This is a genomic window from Neisseria gonorrhoeae (assembly GCF_013030075.1).
Lineage (GTDB): Bacteria > Pseudomonadota > Gammaproteobacteria > Burkholderiales > Neisseriaceae > Neisseria > Neisseria gonorrhoeae.
Window position 1 is genome coordinate 607513 of sequence record NZ_AP023069.1, and the last position, 15861, is coordinate 623373.

The 15861-nt window shown below is 51.7% G+C and carries 10 protein-coding genes and 1 pseudogene; 4 read left to right on the forward strand and 7 right to left on the reverse strand.

The genetic code is table 11. The features are described from left to right. The first annotated feature begins 88 nt into the window (after positions 1-88). Positions 89-2333, forward strand: a pseudogene (locus HT085_RS03215) (TonB-dependent receptor). A gap of 124 nt (positions 2334-2457) precedes the next feature. Continuing rightward, positions 2458-4008 carry a YdgA family protein gene (locus tag HT085_RS03220; protein ID WP_003688997.1) on the forward strand — a complete coding sequence of 517 codons (1551 nt, stop codon included), beginning with the start codon at positions 2458-2460 and terminating at the stop codon, positions 4006-4008. Between the two features lie 423 nt (positions 4009-4431). Here HT085_RS03220 and lpdA read toward each other — a convergent pair whose 3' ends face one another. From lpdA to aceE, 4 genes are all read right to left on the reverse strand, one after another. Beyond that, positions 4432-6216 (reverse strand): dihydrolipoyl dehydrogenase, encoded by a 1785-nt coding sequence (lpdA, locus tag HT085_RS03225; RefSeq protein WP_003691354.1) that lies wholly within the window; start codon positions 6214-6216, stop codon positions 4432-4434. A 17-nt stretch (positions 6217-6233) separates the two neighbouring features. Then, a complete protein-coding gene (locus HT085_RS03230; protein WP_029670159.1) occupies positions 6234-6668 on the reverse strand; it encodes a hypothetical protein in 435 nt (144 codons plus the stop codon). Positions 6669-6768: 100 nt separating this feature from the next. After that, entirely contained in the window at positions 6769-8331 is a 1563-nt protein-coding gene (gene aceF, locus HT085_RS03235; RefSeq protein ID WP_003701407.1) for a dihydrolipoyllysine-residue acetyltransferase, read from the reverse strand. A gap of 149 nt (positions 8332-8480) precedes the next feature. Beyond that, positions 8481-11144, reverse strand: a complete 2664-nt coding sequence (gene aceE, locus HT085_RS03240; protein ID WP_003691347.1) for a pyruvate dehydrogenase (acetyl-transferring), homodimeric type — start codon at positions 11142-11144, stop codon at positions 8481-8483. A gap of 697 nt (positions 11145-11841) precedes the next feature. Here aceE and HT085_RS03245 point away from each other — a divergent pair. Both HT085_RS03245 and HT085_RS03250 read left to right on the forward strand, forming a co-directional pair. Beyond that, positions 11842-13554, forward strand: a complete 1713-nt coding sequence (locus HT085_RS03245) for a proline--tRNA ligase (RefSeq protein WP_003688993.1) — start codon at positions 11842-11844, stop codon at positions 13552-13554. Between the two features lie 62 nt (positions 13555-13616). Next, the gene (locus HT085_RS03250; protein ID WP_003688991.1) at positions 13617-14273 is read left to right on the forward strand and encodes a fumarylacetoacetate hydrolase family protein; all 657 of its coding nucleotides are present in this window, start codon (positions 13617-13619) and stop codon (positions 14271-14273) included. A gap of 9 nt (positions 14274-14282) precedes the next feature. Here HT085_RS03250 and ruvX read toward each other — a convergent pair whose 3' ends face one another. The 3 genes from ruvX to HT085_RS03265 are packed head-to-tail and all read right to left on the reverse strand — an operon-like array spanning position 14283 to position 15841. Further along, complete coding sequence (gene ruvX / locus HT085_RS03255; RefSeq protein WP_003688990.1) at positions 14283-14738, reverse strand: Holliday junction resolvase RuvX; 456 nt, start codon at positions 14736-14738, stop codon at positions 14283-14285. Beyond that, positions 14731-15279: a YqgE/AlgH family protein gene (locus HT085_RS03260; RefSeq protein ID WP_003688988.1), complete on the reverse strand. Its 549-nt coding sequence runs from the start codon at positions 15277-15279 to the stop codon at positions 14731-14733. The genes ruvX and HT085_RS03260 overlap by 8 nt, the downstream gene beginning before the upstream one ends. Before the next feature lies 1 nt (position 15280). Beyond that, on the reverse strand, positions 15281-15841 hold the full coding sequence (locus HT085_RS03265) for a CreA family protein (protein ID WP_003691340.1): 561 nt from the start codon (positions 15839-15841) through the stop codon (positions 15281-15283). Positions 15842-15861: the final 20 nt, after the last annotated feature.

Consider the following 15861-nt stretch of genomic DNA (forward strand, 5'->3'; position numbering starts at 1 on the left):
TTATCAAATATAATTGCCGCCCGAAATATCCGATAAGTTTGTTTGTTTTATCTTTAATTCCCCAATACTTAAAAAAGAGAGCGTTTTCATGAACAAAAAACTTGCCTTAATGCCGCTGTTGATTTTGAGCGCGTTTTCATCTGCCGCCGACAATACTCCGCAGCATGGCGAACTCGGACAGGTTCATGTCCGCGCCGATGCCAAGCGCGTCAAAGCCGCGCATTCTTACTCCATCGCCAGCGATGGCGACTTGCGCGACCGCGTAAATTTGGGCGTATTGGGTAAAGCCAACGCGTTTACCGCGCCGATTACCGTCGTCAACTACGACGAACAAGCCTTCAACAATACCGAGGCGCGTACTTTAGTGGATGCCGTAGCCAAAAAAGACGCTTCCGTTTGAGAGTTTGGCGGCGAAAGCAACACGCTGACCGGTCTGTATTTCCGTGGTTATCAGCTTGATGCGCGCCAATTCAGCGTAAACGGCTTGGCAGGAATGTATGGCACGCAAGGCACGGCGAGCGTGCAAGTCGGCTTCGCACAACTGATTAAAGGCGCGTCCACCGCCGTAAACGGCATACCCTGAAGGCGCGGTATCCGGTTCCGTCAACATCGAAACCAAAAAAGCCGCCGACGAAGGCAACCGCAAAATCGGTTTGGCCCGGTTCGGCAACAACCGCGCCCAAGGTAGGTTCGACTTAGGGCAACGCTTCGGCGAAAACAAAGCATTCGGCGTGCGTGCCAACGGCAAACTGCGCCACGGCGACACCCCGCGCCACGGTTACAGAGAAGACAACAAAGAATTTGCCTTAAATGCCGATTATCGCGGCGAAAAACTGCGCGTGACGTTCGACTCCATCTACGCGAAACGCAAAATCAACGGCGGCCGCGCGCGTATGAAGGATATCCAAAACGCCGGCGGACGCTTGTTCGACGCGCCCGACGGCAAAATCAACCTGCTGCCTTCTTGGAACTGGCAAAATACCGTCGGCGAAACCAATATGCTGACGTTTGAATGGGATGCGTTTGACAATACCTAAATTACCGGCGGTATCGGCTACAACAAAGCGCGTTATTACGGTACGCTGATTTCCCCAACCGTTTGCGGTACAAGCGGTGCGAGCAGCCAAACCAAAACCTGCATGGCTGCCAACCAATACCACACCGGCACGGCGCGCCTGACCGACCAATATTTCCGTACTTTGAGTATGAACCTGACCGCACGCGGCGAATTTGAAACCGGCCCGGTCACGCATAACTGGAGTACGGCTTTCGACCGCGTTATCCGCCAGCGGAAAACCATAAACGGCAGCGGGAACGGCAACAGCAAGATAGAAGTGAAGGCAAACGAAAATATTGCGAATCAATTGGCATCGTTCAAAGCCGACTATCCCAATTCTTGGGCGAACTCGGCCAACTTGGATGCCAATATCAAAGTCAACAGCTTGGCTTTGTCCGATACTTTGGGCTTCGTTGATAACAAATACCCCCTGACTTTGGGCGGACGTTTCCAAGCGGTTGAATACACTGATAAGAAGAAATCACAGAGCGGCGATGCCAAACGTTTCAGCCCGATGCTGATGGCGGCGTGGGTGCCGCAACCTGATTTGGTCGTGTGCGGCAACTATATGGAAGACTTGGAGCGTGCCGATATCAAAACCGATGATTCCGGCGAAACGACAATGGCGAAGCCGCGCGTCAGCCGCCAGTTTGAAATCGGCGTGCGTAAAAACTGGGGCGATTTTGTAACCACGTTGAACGCGTTCCAAATCAAACGCCCGGGCTACTGGCGCGGCAATACCAAAAAAGGTACTGATTTTGCAGCATATAAAGCAGCAGGAGGCGCAGCCGGCGACGAGCAAGGTATGGAACGCAATCGCGGTATTGAGTTCAATGCCTATGCCAACCTGTTGAACAAAACCCTGCGCCCGACTTTCGGCGTGATGTATCTGCAATCGTCCGTGAAGAATTATCCGAATGCGCGCGATATGCTGGTTAACGGCGTACAAGTCGCCAACCCGCGCGTGATTGTCAAAACAGGCGTTGAACGGGATACACCGTTTGCCAAAGGTTTGAGCTTGAACGGCAATGTTTCGTATTTCGGCAAGTCTTATCAAGACACGCAAAAACAATACGCCTTCCCGTCCTATACCTTGGTTGACGTAGGCGCGCGCTACAAAACCAAGCTGGGCAAAAACACCCTGACCGTCAGCAGCTCGGTAGAAAACCTGTTCAACAAAAACTACTGGCAGGTACAGCGCGGACAATTTGACCGTAGTTTCGCCGTCGTCGGTCTGCCGCGTACTTACTGGCTGAAGGCGGAATTGGATTTCTAAGCTGCCTCCGTTTCCGAAAATGCCGTCCGAACAGGTTTCAGACGGCATTTCTTTTAAAGAAATATGGCGGGATATGCTTAAATAATGCTATTCTAGTACCTTTGAAACCTGCTTGTTTGAAGTGATGAAAAAACCTTTGATTTCAGTTGCGGCAGTATTGCTCGGCGTTGCTTTGGGTACACCTTATTATTTGGGTGTCAAAGCAGAAGAAAGTCTGACGCAGCAGCAAAAAATATTGCAGAAAACGGGCTTTTTGACCGTCGAATCGCACCAGTATGATCGAGGCTGGTTTACCTCTACGGAAACGACGGTCATCCGTCTGAAACCCGAGTTGCTGCATAATGCGCAGAAATACCTGCCGGATAACTTGAAAATAGTGTTGGAACAGCCGGTTACGCTGGTAAACCATATCACGCACGGCCCTTTCGCCGGCGGATTCGGCACGCAGGCGCACATTGAAACCGAGTTCAAATACGCGCCTGAAACGGAAAAAGTTTTGGAACGCTTTTTTGGGAAACAAGTTCCGGTTTCCCTTGCCAATACCGTTTATTTCAACGGCAGCGGTAAAATGGAAGTCAGTGTTCCCGCTTTCGATTATGAAGAACTGTCGGGCATCAGGCTGCACTGGGAAGGCCTGACGGGGGAAACGGTTTATCAAAAAGGTTTCAAAAGCTACCGCAACAGCTATGATGCGCCCTTGTTCAAAATCAAGCTGGCAGACAAAGGCGATGCCGCGTTTGAAAAAGCGCATTTCGATTCGGAAACTTCAGACGGCATCAATCCGCTTGCTTTGGGCAGCAGCAATCTGACTTTGGAAAAATTTTCGCTCGAATGGAAAGAGGGTGTCGATTACAACGTCAAATTGAACGAACTGGTCAACCTCGTTACCGATTTGCAGATCGGCGCGTTTATCAATCCCAACGGCAGCATCGCACCTTCCAAAATCGAAGTCGGCAAGCTGGCTTTTTCAACCAAGACCGGGGAATCGGGCGCGTTTATCGACAGCGAAGGGCGGTTCCGTTTCGATACGTTGGTGTACGGCGATGAAAAATACGGCCCGCTGGACATCCATATCGCTGCCGAACACCTCGATGCTTCTGCCTTAACCGTATTGAAACGCAAGTTTGCACAAATTTCTGCCAAAAAAATGACTGAGGAACAAATCCGCAATGATTTGATTGCGGCAGTCAAAGGCGATGCTTCCGGATTATTTACCCATGACCCGGTACTAAATATCAAAATTTTCCGTTTCACCCTGCCTCAGGGAAAAATTGATGTGGGCGGAAAAATCATGTTTAAAGGCATGAAGAAGGAAGATTTGAACCAATTGGGACTGATGTTAAAGAAAACCGAGGCAAACATCAGAATGAGTATTCCTCAAAAAATGTTGGAAGATTTGGCGGTAAGTCAGGCTGGAAATATTTTCAGTGTAAATGCCGAAGATGAGGCGGAAGCCAGAGCAAGCATTGCCGATATTAATGAAACATTGCGCCTGATGGTGGACAGTACGGTCCAAAGTATGGCAAGGGAAAAATATCTTACTTTAGACGGTAATCAGATTGATACGGTCATTTCCCTTAAAAACAACGCCCTGAAGTTAAACGGGAAAACGCTGCAAAATGAACCCGATCCTGATTTTGACGAGGGAGATATGGTTTCCGGCCAGCCGCATTAATGCCGTTTATGCCAAATGCCGTCTGAAATGTTCAGACGGCATTTTTGTCGGTCTCGAAATAGGATGGATTTTCATGTTTCAAAAACAATTGATTGTCTCTAATCCGATATCAGGACACGCTTCCAATGTTTAGATATGGAATTCGGACGGGATAGGGGAACTATTGAAATCCAGTTGAAATCTGTTATTGGAAAGCATGGAGGAAAAATAAAAGGCTGTATTTTAATATAGTATTGATAGGCATGCTTAGCTTCAAGGTATTCAATAGTGTAGGTGTCTGCCTAACTGGAAAATAATCGTCTTTTCCCTTGCAACCAGTTAAAATTGACAGATGGTTAAAACACAGCCAAATAAAAATGCCGCCTGAAGGGTTCAGACGGCATTTGTTCGGATAAACCTTATCGGCTGCTTAGAGCATCAGGTTTATTTTTTCTTTTGAGGAGGCAGGTCGGTACATACACCCAAAGCCACTTCCGCAGCCATACCGATGGATTCGCCCAAGGTCGGGTGCGGGTGGATGGTTTTGCCGATGTCTGCCGCGTCGCAGCCCATTTCGATGGCAAGGCAGACTTCGCCGATCATGTCGCCACCGTTCGGACCGACAATGCCGCCGCCGATGATGCGGCCGGTTTCGGCATCGAAAATCAGCTTGGTAAAGCCGTTGTCGCAACCGTTGGCAATCGCACGACCGGAAGCCGCCCATGGGAAGTTGGCTTTGGTGATTTTGCGGCCTGATGCTTTGGCAGACAATTCGGTTTCACCGACCCATGCCACTTCGGGGGAAGTGTAGGCAACGCCGGGAATAACGCGTGCGTCGAAGTAGGCTTTGTGGCCGGCACAGTTTTCAGCGGCAACGTGACCTTCGTGAACGGCTTTGTGTGCCAACATCGGTTGACCGACGATATCGCCGATAGCGTAGATGTGCGGTACGTTGGTGCGCATTTGTTTGTCAACTTCGATGAAGCCACGATCGGTAACGGCAACACCGGCTTTTTCTGCGCTGATGAGTTTGCCGTTAGGCGCACGGCCTGCCGCGACCAGTACGGCATCGTAACGTTGCGGCTCTTTAGGTGCATTTGCACCTTCAAAGGTAACGTAAACGCCGTCTTCTTTCGGCTCGACTGCAACGGTTTTGGTGTTGACCATAATGTTGTCAAAACGGTATTCGTTTTGTTTTTGCCATACTTTAACCAAGTCGCGGTCTGCGCCTTGCATCAGGCCGTCCATCATTTCAACCACATCCAGGCGAGAACCCAGCGTGCTGTAAACCGTACCCATCTCGAGGCCGATAATGCCGCCGCCGATAATCAGCAGTTTGCCCGGTACTTCTTTCAGTGCCAGTGCGCCGCTGGAATCGATGATGCGCGGATCTTCAGGAATGAAAGGCAGTTTGGTTACGCGGCTGCCTGCTGCAATGATACAGTTTTTGAAGGCAACGATTTTTTTCTCGCCGGTAGGGGCTGCCTGTTCGTACGCGTCGCCGGCAGTCAGCGACACTTCCAAGTGGTGAGGATCCAAGAATTGCCCGTCGCCTTGGATAACGTCCACTTTACGGCTTTTCGCCATACCTGCCAAACCACCCGTGAGGCGGGAAACCACGCCGTCTTTATAGGCGCGAAGCATATCGATGTCGAGTTCCGGTTCGGGGTATTTGATACCGTTGGCAGCCAAGTGGCGCACTTCGTCGATAACGGCGGCATTGTGCAACAAGGCTTTGGAAGGGATACAGCCGACGTTCAGGCAAACGCCGCCCAAAGTTTTGTAACGCTCGACGATGGCGACTTTCAAGCCTTCATCGGCAGCGGCAAATGCAGCGGAGTAACCGCCGGGACCGCCGCCCAATACGACCACGTCGTACTCGGCATCGGCAGCACTGCCGAATTGCGCGGCTTGCGGAGCAGGAGCGGCAGCTTTGGGTGCTTCTTGCGCCGGGGCGGCAGCCGCTTCGGCTTTAGGGGCGGCAGCCGCACCTTCGGCTTCGACGACGACAATCAAACCGCCTTCGGAGATTTTGTCGCCGACTTTGACTTTCACTTCTTTGATCACGCCCGCAACTTCGGCAGGCACGTCCATCGTCGCTTTGTCGGTTTCCAAGGTAATCAGGGTGTCGTCAACGGCGATGGTGTCGCCAACGTTCACTTCAACCGCGATAATATCTACATTTTCGTGTCCGCCAATGTCGGGCACTTTCAATTCAACTAAAGCCATTATATTGACCTTTCAACTTAGTTAATTTCTATCAACTCTTTAGCAATAATCACTTCTTCAGGAATACAGCCACAATCTTCAGCTCTGATTGTTACTTCCTTCTCATCTGGGTTTTCTGGATGTTCAACCTCATATTCAAAAATAGAATATTGACCAAACAAATCTCTATTTAAAACATATATATAGCCATTTTCGATGCCGGAGCTTGTTGCAAATTTCTTGGCAATTTCCTTGTCTGTTGTCGTAGATATATAACATCCGTCATATAGATCTGTTTCAATTTGATGGGCGTAAACTGCATTCTTCACACTTGGACCATGTGTAGCTTTACCATCATATTTAAACTTACCATCATAACGAATTGCAACTTCAGCTTTATTACCTTTAGGTTTTAACTGTCCATTATTTTGCTCATCTTGTTGGCAACTAATGCCTCTATATAAATAAGAAATTTCCCATAAGTTATTAATTTAAAGTTTGAATTTAACACCATCACTCATCAATCTCAAGCAATCCAAACATTATCAGACTGCTTGAGAGGGATGTTTTATTTTATAAGGTAATGCGGCGGAAGTCTTTCAACAGGTTCGCCAGGAATACGGTGAAGCGCATACCGGCGGCACCGTCGATGACGCGGTGGTCGAAGGACAGGCTCAACGGGCACATCAGGCGCGGGGCAAACTCTTTGCCGTTCCAAACCGGTTTGATTTGGGATTTGCACACGCCCAAGATAGCGACTTCGGGAGCGTTCACAATCGGCGTGAAACCTGTGCCGCCGATGCCGCCCAAGCTGGAAATGGTAAAGCACGCGCCTTGCATTTCTTGCGGTTTGAGCTTGCCTTCGCGGGCTTTTTTGGACAATTCGGTCAATTCTTGGCTGATTTGTTTCAAGCCTTTTTGATCCACGTCTTTGATGACGGGAACAACCAAGCCGTTCGGCGTATCGGCTGCGAAACCGATGTTGAAGTAGTTTTTCAGCACCAGGTTGTCGCCGTCCAAAGAAGCGTTGAATTCGGGGAAGGCTTTCAGCGCGGAAACGGAGGCTTTGATGATGAACGCCAACGGGGACAGTTTCACGCCTTCGCGTTCCCATTCTTTGTTCAGCTGTTTGCGGAATTCTTCCAGCTCGGTCATATCCGCTTCTTCGTGTACGGTAACGTGCGGAATCACCACCCAGTTGCGGGACAGGTTTTGACCGGAGATTTTCTTAATGCGGGACAATTCTTTAACTTCGACATTGCCGAATTTGGAGAAGTCCACTTTAGGCCACGGCAGCAAGTCCAGACCGCCGCCCAAAGATGCGCCGGCTGCGGCAGGTTTTGCCGCGCCGCCCTGCATTACGGATTTCACAAAGGCTTTGATGTCGTCTCCCATGATACGGCCTTTCAAGCCGCTACCTTTGACTTGGCCCAAATCCACGCCCAATTCGCGCGCCAGTTTGCGTGCGGAAGGACCGGCGTGTGCTTTGGCGAAAGCGGCTTCATCGATTTTGGCAGCGGCAGGCGAGGCAGATGTAGGCACGGCGGCGGGTGCGGCAGCTTGAGCGGCAGGCGCAGGAGCTGCTGCGGCAGAGCCGGCGGTTTCCACTTCGATAATGGCAGAGCCTTCGGACACTTTGTCGCCGACTTTTAAGAATACGGCTTTAACGACACCGGCAGCGGTACAAGGTACGTCCATTGTCGCTTTATCGGTTTCCAAAGTAATCAGCGTGTCGTCTTCGGCAACGGTGTCGCCAACTTTGATTTCAACGGCGATTACATCTACATCGGTATGGCCGCCGATATCGGGAACGGCTACTTGAACGGTTGCACCGCCTGCGGCAGCGGGTGCAGGTTGTGCTTCGGCGGCAGCAGCCGGGGCGGCTTCGGCAGCGGCGGCACCGGTTTCAACGGTCAAAATTACGCCGCCTTCGGAGATTTTGTCGCCGACTTTGACTTTTACTTCTTTCACGACACCGGCCGCATCGGCAGGCACATCCATCGTGGCTTTGTCGGTTTCCAGTGTAATCAGGGTGTCGTCAACGGCGATGGTGTCGCCCGCTTTAACTTCTACGGCGATGATGTCGACGCTTTCGTGACCGCCGATATCGGGGACTTTGATTTCTACGATACTCATTTGAGTTCCTTTAATCTTTTTCAGTTGGATGCCGTCTGAAAGCTGCTTCAGGCGGCATCGGTACGGTTTGTCTGTTCAAACCATTCGGGCATTCGGTTTTCAGACGGCCTGATGTTGGCATGAAACAAACAGGCCGTCTGAAACATCAATCAGCGTTTCCAGCTAGGGGCTGAATCGGCTTTGATGCCGTATTTCTCAATGGCTTGTTGAACGGTTTCTTTGCTGACTTTGCCTTGTTCCGCCAATGCGGCCAATGCTGCCACGGCAACGTTGTAGCGGTCCACTTCAAAGAAGCGGCGCAGGTTGGCGCGGCTGTCGGAACGGCCGAAACCGTCAGTGCCCAAGACATGGTAGTCGTTCGGGATGTACGCGCGGATACGGTCGGCATAGCTGCGGATATAGTCGGTAGCGGCGATAACCGGACCGTCATGACCTTGCAGTTGGGAAGTAACGAAAGGCACTTTTTCAGCTTCCAGCGGATGCAGGCGGTTGAAGCGTTCGGTTTCGATGGCGTCGCGGTGCAGCAGGTTGAAGGACGGGCAAGACCAGATGTCTGCTTCCACGCCGAAGTCGGCTTTCAGCAGCTCGGCACCGGCAATCACTTCTTGCAGAATCGTACCGGAACCCATCAATTGGACTTTCTTGTCGCCTTTGCCGCCGGCTTTCAGCAGGTACATACCTTTGAGGATGTCTTGTTCCGCACCTTCCGGCATATCGGGATGGGTGTAGTTCTCGTTCATCAGGGTGATGTAGTAGAACACGTCTTCATTATTGGCATACATACGGCGCAGACCGTCTTGTACGATGACGGCCACTTCGTATTGGAAGGTCGGGTCATAAGATACGCAGTTCGGAATCAGGTCGGCCTGGATGTGGCTGTGGCCGTCTTCGTGTTGCAGACCTTCGCCGTTCAGCGTCGTACGGCCGGCAGTACCGCCCAGCAGGAAGCCGCGCGCGTGCATATCGCCCGCCGCCCAAGCCAAGTCGCCGATACGTTGGAAACCGAACATGGAGTAGTAGATGTAGAACGGAATCATCGCGAAGTCGCTGTTGGCGTAGCTGGTCGCAGCCGCAATCCAGTCGGCCATCGCGCCCGGTTCGTTAATACCTTCTTGCAAGATTTGACCGTCGACGGATTCTTTGTAGAACATCAGTTGGTCTTTATCTTGAGGCGTGTATTGTTGGCCTTTGGGATTCCAAATACCGTATTGGCGGAACATACCTTCCATGCCGAAAGTACGGCTTTCGTCGGGAACGATAGGTACGACGCGTTTGCCGATTTTTTTGTCTTTCAGCAAAGTGGACAGGATGCGGACGAATGCCATCGTGGTCGAGAACTCGCGTTCACCGCTGGATTTGAGTTGTGCGTCGAATGCCGACAGCTCGGGCACTTCCAATACTTCCTGCGTCGGTTTGCGTTGCGGCAGGTAGCCGCCCAAAGCATCGCGGCGTGCGTGCAGGTATTTGTATTCTTCCGTATCGGGGGCAAAAGTCAGGTAAGGCAGATCGCCGCTTTCGATTTGTTCGTCGGTAACCGGAATGTCAAAGCGGTCGCGGAATTGTTTCAGGGACGCTTTGTCCATTTTTTTGGCTTGGTGGGCAACGTTCTGACCTTCGCCGGATGCGCCCATACCGTAACCTTTAATGGTTTTCGCCAAGATAACGGTAGGTTTGCCGTCGGCATGGTTCGCTGCGCGGTCGTAGGCGTTGTACACTTTTTGAGGATCGTGGCCGCCGCGGTTCAATGCCCAGAGTTGCTCATCGGTCATATCGGCAACCAATGCTTTCAGTTCGGGCGTATTGAAGAAGTGTTCGCGCACATACGCGCCGTCTTTGGATTTGTAAGTTTGGTAGTCGCCGTCCAAACATTCTTCCATACGTTGGCGCAGGATACCGTCTTTGTCTTTCGCCAAGAGGCGGTCCCAACGGCGGCCCCAAATGACTTTGACGACATTCCAGCCGGCACCGGCAAAGTTGCCTTCCAATTCTTGGATGATTTTGCCGTTGCCGCGCACCGGACCGTCCAAGCGTTGCAGGTTGCAGTTGATGACGAAAATCAGGTTGTCCAAGCCTTCGCGTGCAGCCAGCGCGATTGCACCTTGGGATTCGGGTTCGTCCATTTCGCCGTCGCCGCAGAAACACCATACTTTACGGCCTTTGGTTTTTGCCAAGCCGCGTGATTCCAAGTATTTCAGGAAACGCGCCTGATAAATCGCCATGATGGGGCCCAAGCCCATGGATACGGTCGGGAACTGCCAGAAGTCGGGCAAGAGGTGGGGGTGTGGATAGGAAGGCAGACCGTGTCCGTCCACTTCTTGGCGGAAGTTGTTCAGCTGGTCTTCGGTCAGACGGCCTTCGACGAATGCGCGTGCATAGATGCCCGGGGCAACGTGACCTTGGAAGAAGACCAAATCGCCTTCTTCACCTTCACCTTTGGCTTTCCAGAAGTGGTTGAAACCGACTTCGTACATGGTGGCGGCAGATTGGAAAGATGCGATGTGCCCACCCAGTTCCAAATCTTTCTTGCCGGCGCGCAATACGATGGCGGCGGCGTTCCAGCGTACGAATGCGCGAATGCGGTGTTCGATGTTTTGGTCGCCCGGAATGCCTTTTTCGTTTTCAACCGAAACGGTATTCAAATACGGGGTGGTCGTGCCGTGGGGCATACGTACGCCTTTGTCGCGGCAGTATTTGAGCAGGTTTTCCAAGAGGTATTGCGCGCGTTCGCCGCCTTCATATTCGAGGACGGAGCTTAACGCGTCCAGCCACTCTTGGGTTTCGATAGGGTCAACATCGTGTAATTGGGTGGACATAGTATCTATCCTTTATGTTGAGTGTTTAATCGGAAGGGAGGGTGTAGCCAACCCCTTTATTTTCGTTTGTGAAAAATAATAAGCAAAAACGAAAATTTCTAAATCAAACCGAAACAAAATAATTTAAGTTTAATGTTTTCAAAAAATTATAAAAGTCTTGGAAGCAAGGGAAAACTTGAAAAAAAAATGTTCGGTCTGCTCCGCACGAAATCCTATCAGCAATCGGGTCTGCTGGCAAATAACCATGCTTTTAAAAGCAGGTTTTATACTGAAGTTGGCGTTTGGTAAGGACAGGTCTTTTTGATTGCGAAAACATTCTGTTTAATTTTGGTTATATTTTTTCGGAATTGTGGGATATCGAATCGTTATGTCTCTGTCGGCAATTTTCCTATTGCAGAAAATCTATACACAAGCTTTGTGGACAACCGTGTTGATAAGCCACGGCTTGTGTTAAAAAAGTCTTACGCAACAAATGTACGCTTATTTTGATTAAAAATTAGGCAAATTTAAATCTATAAAAATCATGTAATTATGTTCAATATGATGTTTCTGGTCATGTTTTTGCCGTCTGTTATGGGGTTTGTCCCGCGTTTGGGGCAGGGGGTGAATTTTGGAGGTTGGTGCAAAACCTGCTTTTTTCGCGTTACAATCTGCACCCGATTTACTTTTGAATCTGCCTGTTTGGAAAAATACTTTTATGAAAGCCAGCCAATTCTTTATCTCTACTTTAAAAGAAGCCCCTGCCGAAGCCGCGTTTGCCAGCCACAAGCTGATGATTCGCGCCGGTCTGATTAAAGCCAACGCGTCCGGTCTTTATACTTGGATGCCGATGGGGCTGCGCGTGTTACGCAAAGTCGAAAACGTCGTGCGCGAGGAAATGGCGCGCGCGGGCAGCGTGGAGCTGCTGATGCCGGTGGTGCAGCCTGCCGAACTGTGGCAGGAATCCGGCCGCTGGGAGTTTTACGGTAAAGAACTGCTGCGCCTGAAAGACCGCCACGAACGCGATTTCTGCATGGGCCCGACCTGCGAGGAAGTCATCGCCGACATCGTGCGCAAAGAAATCAACAGCTACAAACAACTGCCGAAAAATTTTTACCACATCCAAACCAAATTCCGCGACGAAGTGCGCCCGCGTTTCGGCGTGATGCGCGCGCGCGAATTTGTGATGAAAGATGCTTATTCCTTCCACGCCGACTACGCCTCGCTTCAGGCGACCTATGATGCCATGTATGACGCTTACTGCCGCATCTTTACCCGTCTGGGTTTGGCGTTCCGCCCCGTCGCCGCAGACACCGGCAGCATCGGCGGTACGGGTTCGCACGAGTTTCAAGTGTTGGCGGAAAGCGGCGAAGATGTGATTGCATACAGCGACACTTCCGATTACGCCGCCAATATCGAGTTGGCACCGACCTTGCCGCTTAAAGGTGAACGTGCCGCCGCTCAGGCTGTGTTGACCAAAGTACATACACCAAACGTCAAAACCATTGAGTCTTTGGTTGAATTCCTGAATATTCCGGTTGAACAAACCCTCAAATCCATCGTGGTTGAAGGCGAAAACGAAGGCGAACTCGTCCTACTGCTGTTGCGTGGCGACCATGAGTTTAACGACATCAAGGCAGAAAAACTGGCGGGCGTAAAATCGCCACTGACTATGGCAAGCCCTGCCGCGATTGTTGAACAATTCGGCGCAAACGGCGGTTCGCTCGGCCCCGTCGGCTTCACAGGCAAAGTCTATGCCGATTTCGCTACCGAAAAAGGCGCGGACTGGGTTATCGGCGCAAACGAAGACGACTACCACTATACCGGCTTCAACTTCGGCCGCGATGCCGCCGAGCCTGAATTCGTCGATTTGCGTAATGTGGTCGAAGGCGACGAAAGCCCCGACGGGCAAGGCCGTCTGAAACTGGCGCGCGGCATCGAAGTCGGACATGTCTTCCAGTTGCGCGGCAAATATACCCAAGCTATGAACGTCAGCTTCCTCGACAATAACGGCAAATCGCAAATCATGGAAATGGGCTGCTACGGCATCGGCATCACCCGCGTCGTTGCCGCCGCCATCGAGCAGAATAACGACGAAAAAGGCATCATTTGGACCAAAGCGATGGCGCCGTTTGAAGTCGTCATCGTGCCGATGAACTACAAAAAATCCGACACTGTGCGTGAAGCCGCCGACAGAATCTATGCCGAATTGCTGGCGGCAGGCGCGGATGTGCTGCTGGACGACCGCGACGAACGCGCAGGCGTATTGCTGAACGATTCCGAGCTTCTCGGTATCCCGCACCGCATCGTCATCGGCGACCGCGCCTTGAAAGAAGGCAATGTCGAATACGCCGAACGCCGCGACAACGAAGCGCAGGCAGTTGCAATCGGAGAAATTGTTGCGCGTGTAACAGCTTCATTAAATGCGTAAGTCTGGTCAAATGCCGTCTGAAAATAATTTCAGACGGCATTTTTATTTTGGGGGAAAGTGAAGTGGCTTCAGTATTTTTAGAAGGAGAAGCAGTCGAGGTCGGCAATATTTTCTGTATCGGCAGGAACTATGCCGCACATGTCGAAGAGTTAAAAAACGAAATACCTTCAGAACCTGTGGTGTTTATGAAGCCGTCAGGCAGCATTTTGAACAGCGGCGGTACAATCTTGCTGCCCGAGTTCAGTAGGGATGTGCAGTTTGAGTGCGAACTAGTGTTGCTGATTGGCCGGGATTCAGACGGCACGGGCGAGGGTGAAGATATTTTGGGATGCGTGGCGGGGTACGGCGTGGGTTTGGATTTGACCGCGCGGGACATCCAATGCCGTCTGAAGGCGCAGGGGCTGCCCTGGCTGAAGGCAAAAGGGTTCAGGCATTCTGCGTGCGTGTCGGATTTTGCGGCGGCAGACAGAATCGGCAATCAAGATAAGGTGTTGTTTTCATTAAAACAAAACGGCGTATTGAAACAGCGCGGGGAGACTGGTTTGATGATTTACCCGATTCGGGAAATTTTACACAAACTGGCGGCGGATTACGGTTTGGGGAAAGGGGATTTGGTGTTTACCGGAACGCCCTCCGGCGTGGGCGCAATCGGTGCGGGGGACAATTTGGCATTGGAGCTGGACGGCTTGGTGTGCGCCTCTTTCACGATAGGGTGTTAACCGCGCCGCTTAACCTTCACGCCCGTTGAAACATTCCGCCGGGCCGCCCTCGAGAAAACCGTGCAGGATGGCTTGCGCCGCCACTTGGTCGAGCACCGATTTGCGTTTTTTGCCCAAGACCTGTGCTTCCGAAAGCAGGCTTTCGGCATAGACGGACGACAGCCGTTCGTCAACCCAATAGACGGGGAGATTGAACCTGCCGTTCAGCCTGCGTCCAAACTTGCGCGACAGGTGCGTCATTTCATGTTCCGTGCCGTCGGCATGCACGGGCAGTCCGACGACAAAATAACGCGGCTGCCATTCTTGAACCAGCTTGGCGATTGCCGCGAATTTTTCATCGTTGCTGCCGCCGGTAACGGTGGCCAGCGGATGGGACAGCCCCAATTCCGCATCGCCCTGCGCCACGCCGATGCGCGCTTCGCCGAAGTCGAATGCCAGTGCCGTTCCTTTTGGAATTTTATGCATGGCCGGCTCCCGAAAACAGGGCGAGCGGGTCGATGCCGAGTTTGGCGAATGCGGCGGCGTAACGGTGTTCGTAGGGGATGTCGAACAGGATGTGTTCGTCGGCGGGAACGGTCAGCCACGCATTGTCGGCAAGTTCGCGTTCGAGCTGCCCTTTGCTCCAGCTCGAATAGCCTATGCTGATCAAGGCTTTGTCAACCGCGCCTTCGCGTGAAATGTTTTCAAGCACATCGCGGGAAGAGGTCAGCGCGATGCCGTCTGAAACGCCGATGCTGCTTTGCCAGTTGCCGATCGGAGTGTGGACGACGTAACCGCGCTCGACCTGCACCGGCCCGCCCATCATCACGCTGTCGTGCTGCATCCGCATGGGGATGTTTTTGCCGGTGGCGGAAAAAATCATGTCCATCGTAATCGGAGAGGGTTTGTTGATGGCGATACCGAGTGCGCCGTCTTCATCGTGTTTGCAGATATAGACGACCGATTGTGAAAAAAACGCGTCTTCCATATCGGGCATGGCGACGAGAAAGTGGTTGGACAGGTTCATATCAGCGTTTGTCGGGATTTTTTATCGGGTTGGAAATAATGCAGGCGCCGGCAAGCAGTTTGCCGGAAGTATCGGCTTGCACCCCGTCGGTTTGCGGTATGCCGCTGCCGAAACAGGAAACCGCGCTTAAGGAATTTTTCGGCGATCCTTGGACGATTTTATCGCTGTAAACCAAATAGGCGAAGGCTTTGCGTTTGGGGTCGTAATAACGGACAATCTGCCGGCTCTTGAACGCGAAGCCCGTACCGCGCTTGAAAACTTCTTTCGGTTTGCGCACGGCGGTTTCGTCAAAAGAAATCGAAGATGCCGTCTGAACGCACGAAACCGATGCGTCGGACGCGTCCTCTTCCAAATTGACCATTTCCTTCAAGCCGCCTTTTTTTGCATACGAAATATAACAGGCAACCCCTTGAACGTCGGGATCGTCGAATCCTTCCACTTCGATACGGTCGTTTTTGCCCAACATGTTGAAAACGGTACTTGCCCGTCCGATTTTATCGGTTTCGCCGCTGCCGCAGGCAGTCGGCAGGACGGCGGCAGACAGCAGTAGCAGTCTGTTCATCAAAATTTCCTTATCGGTTG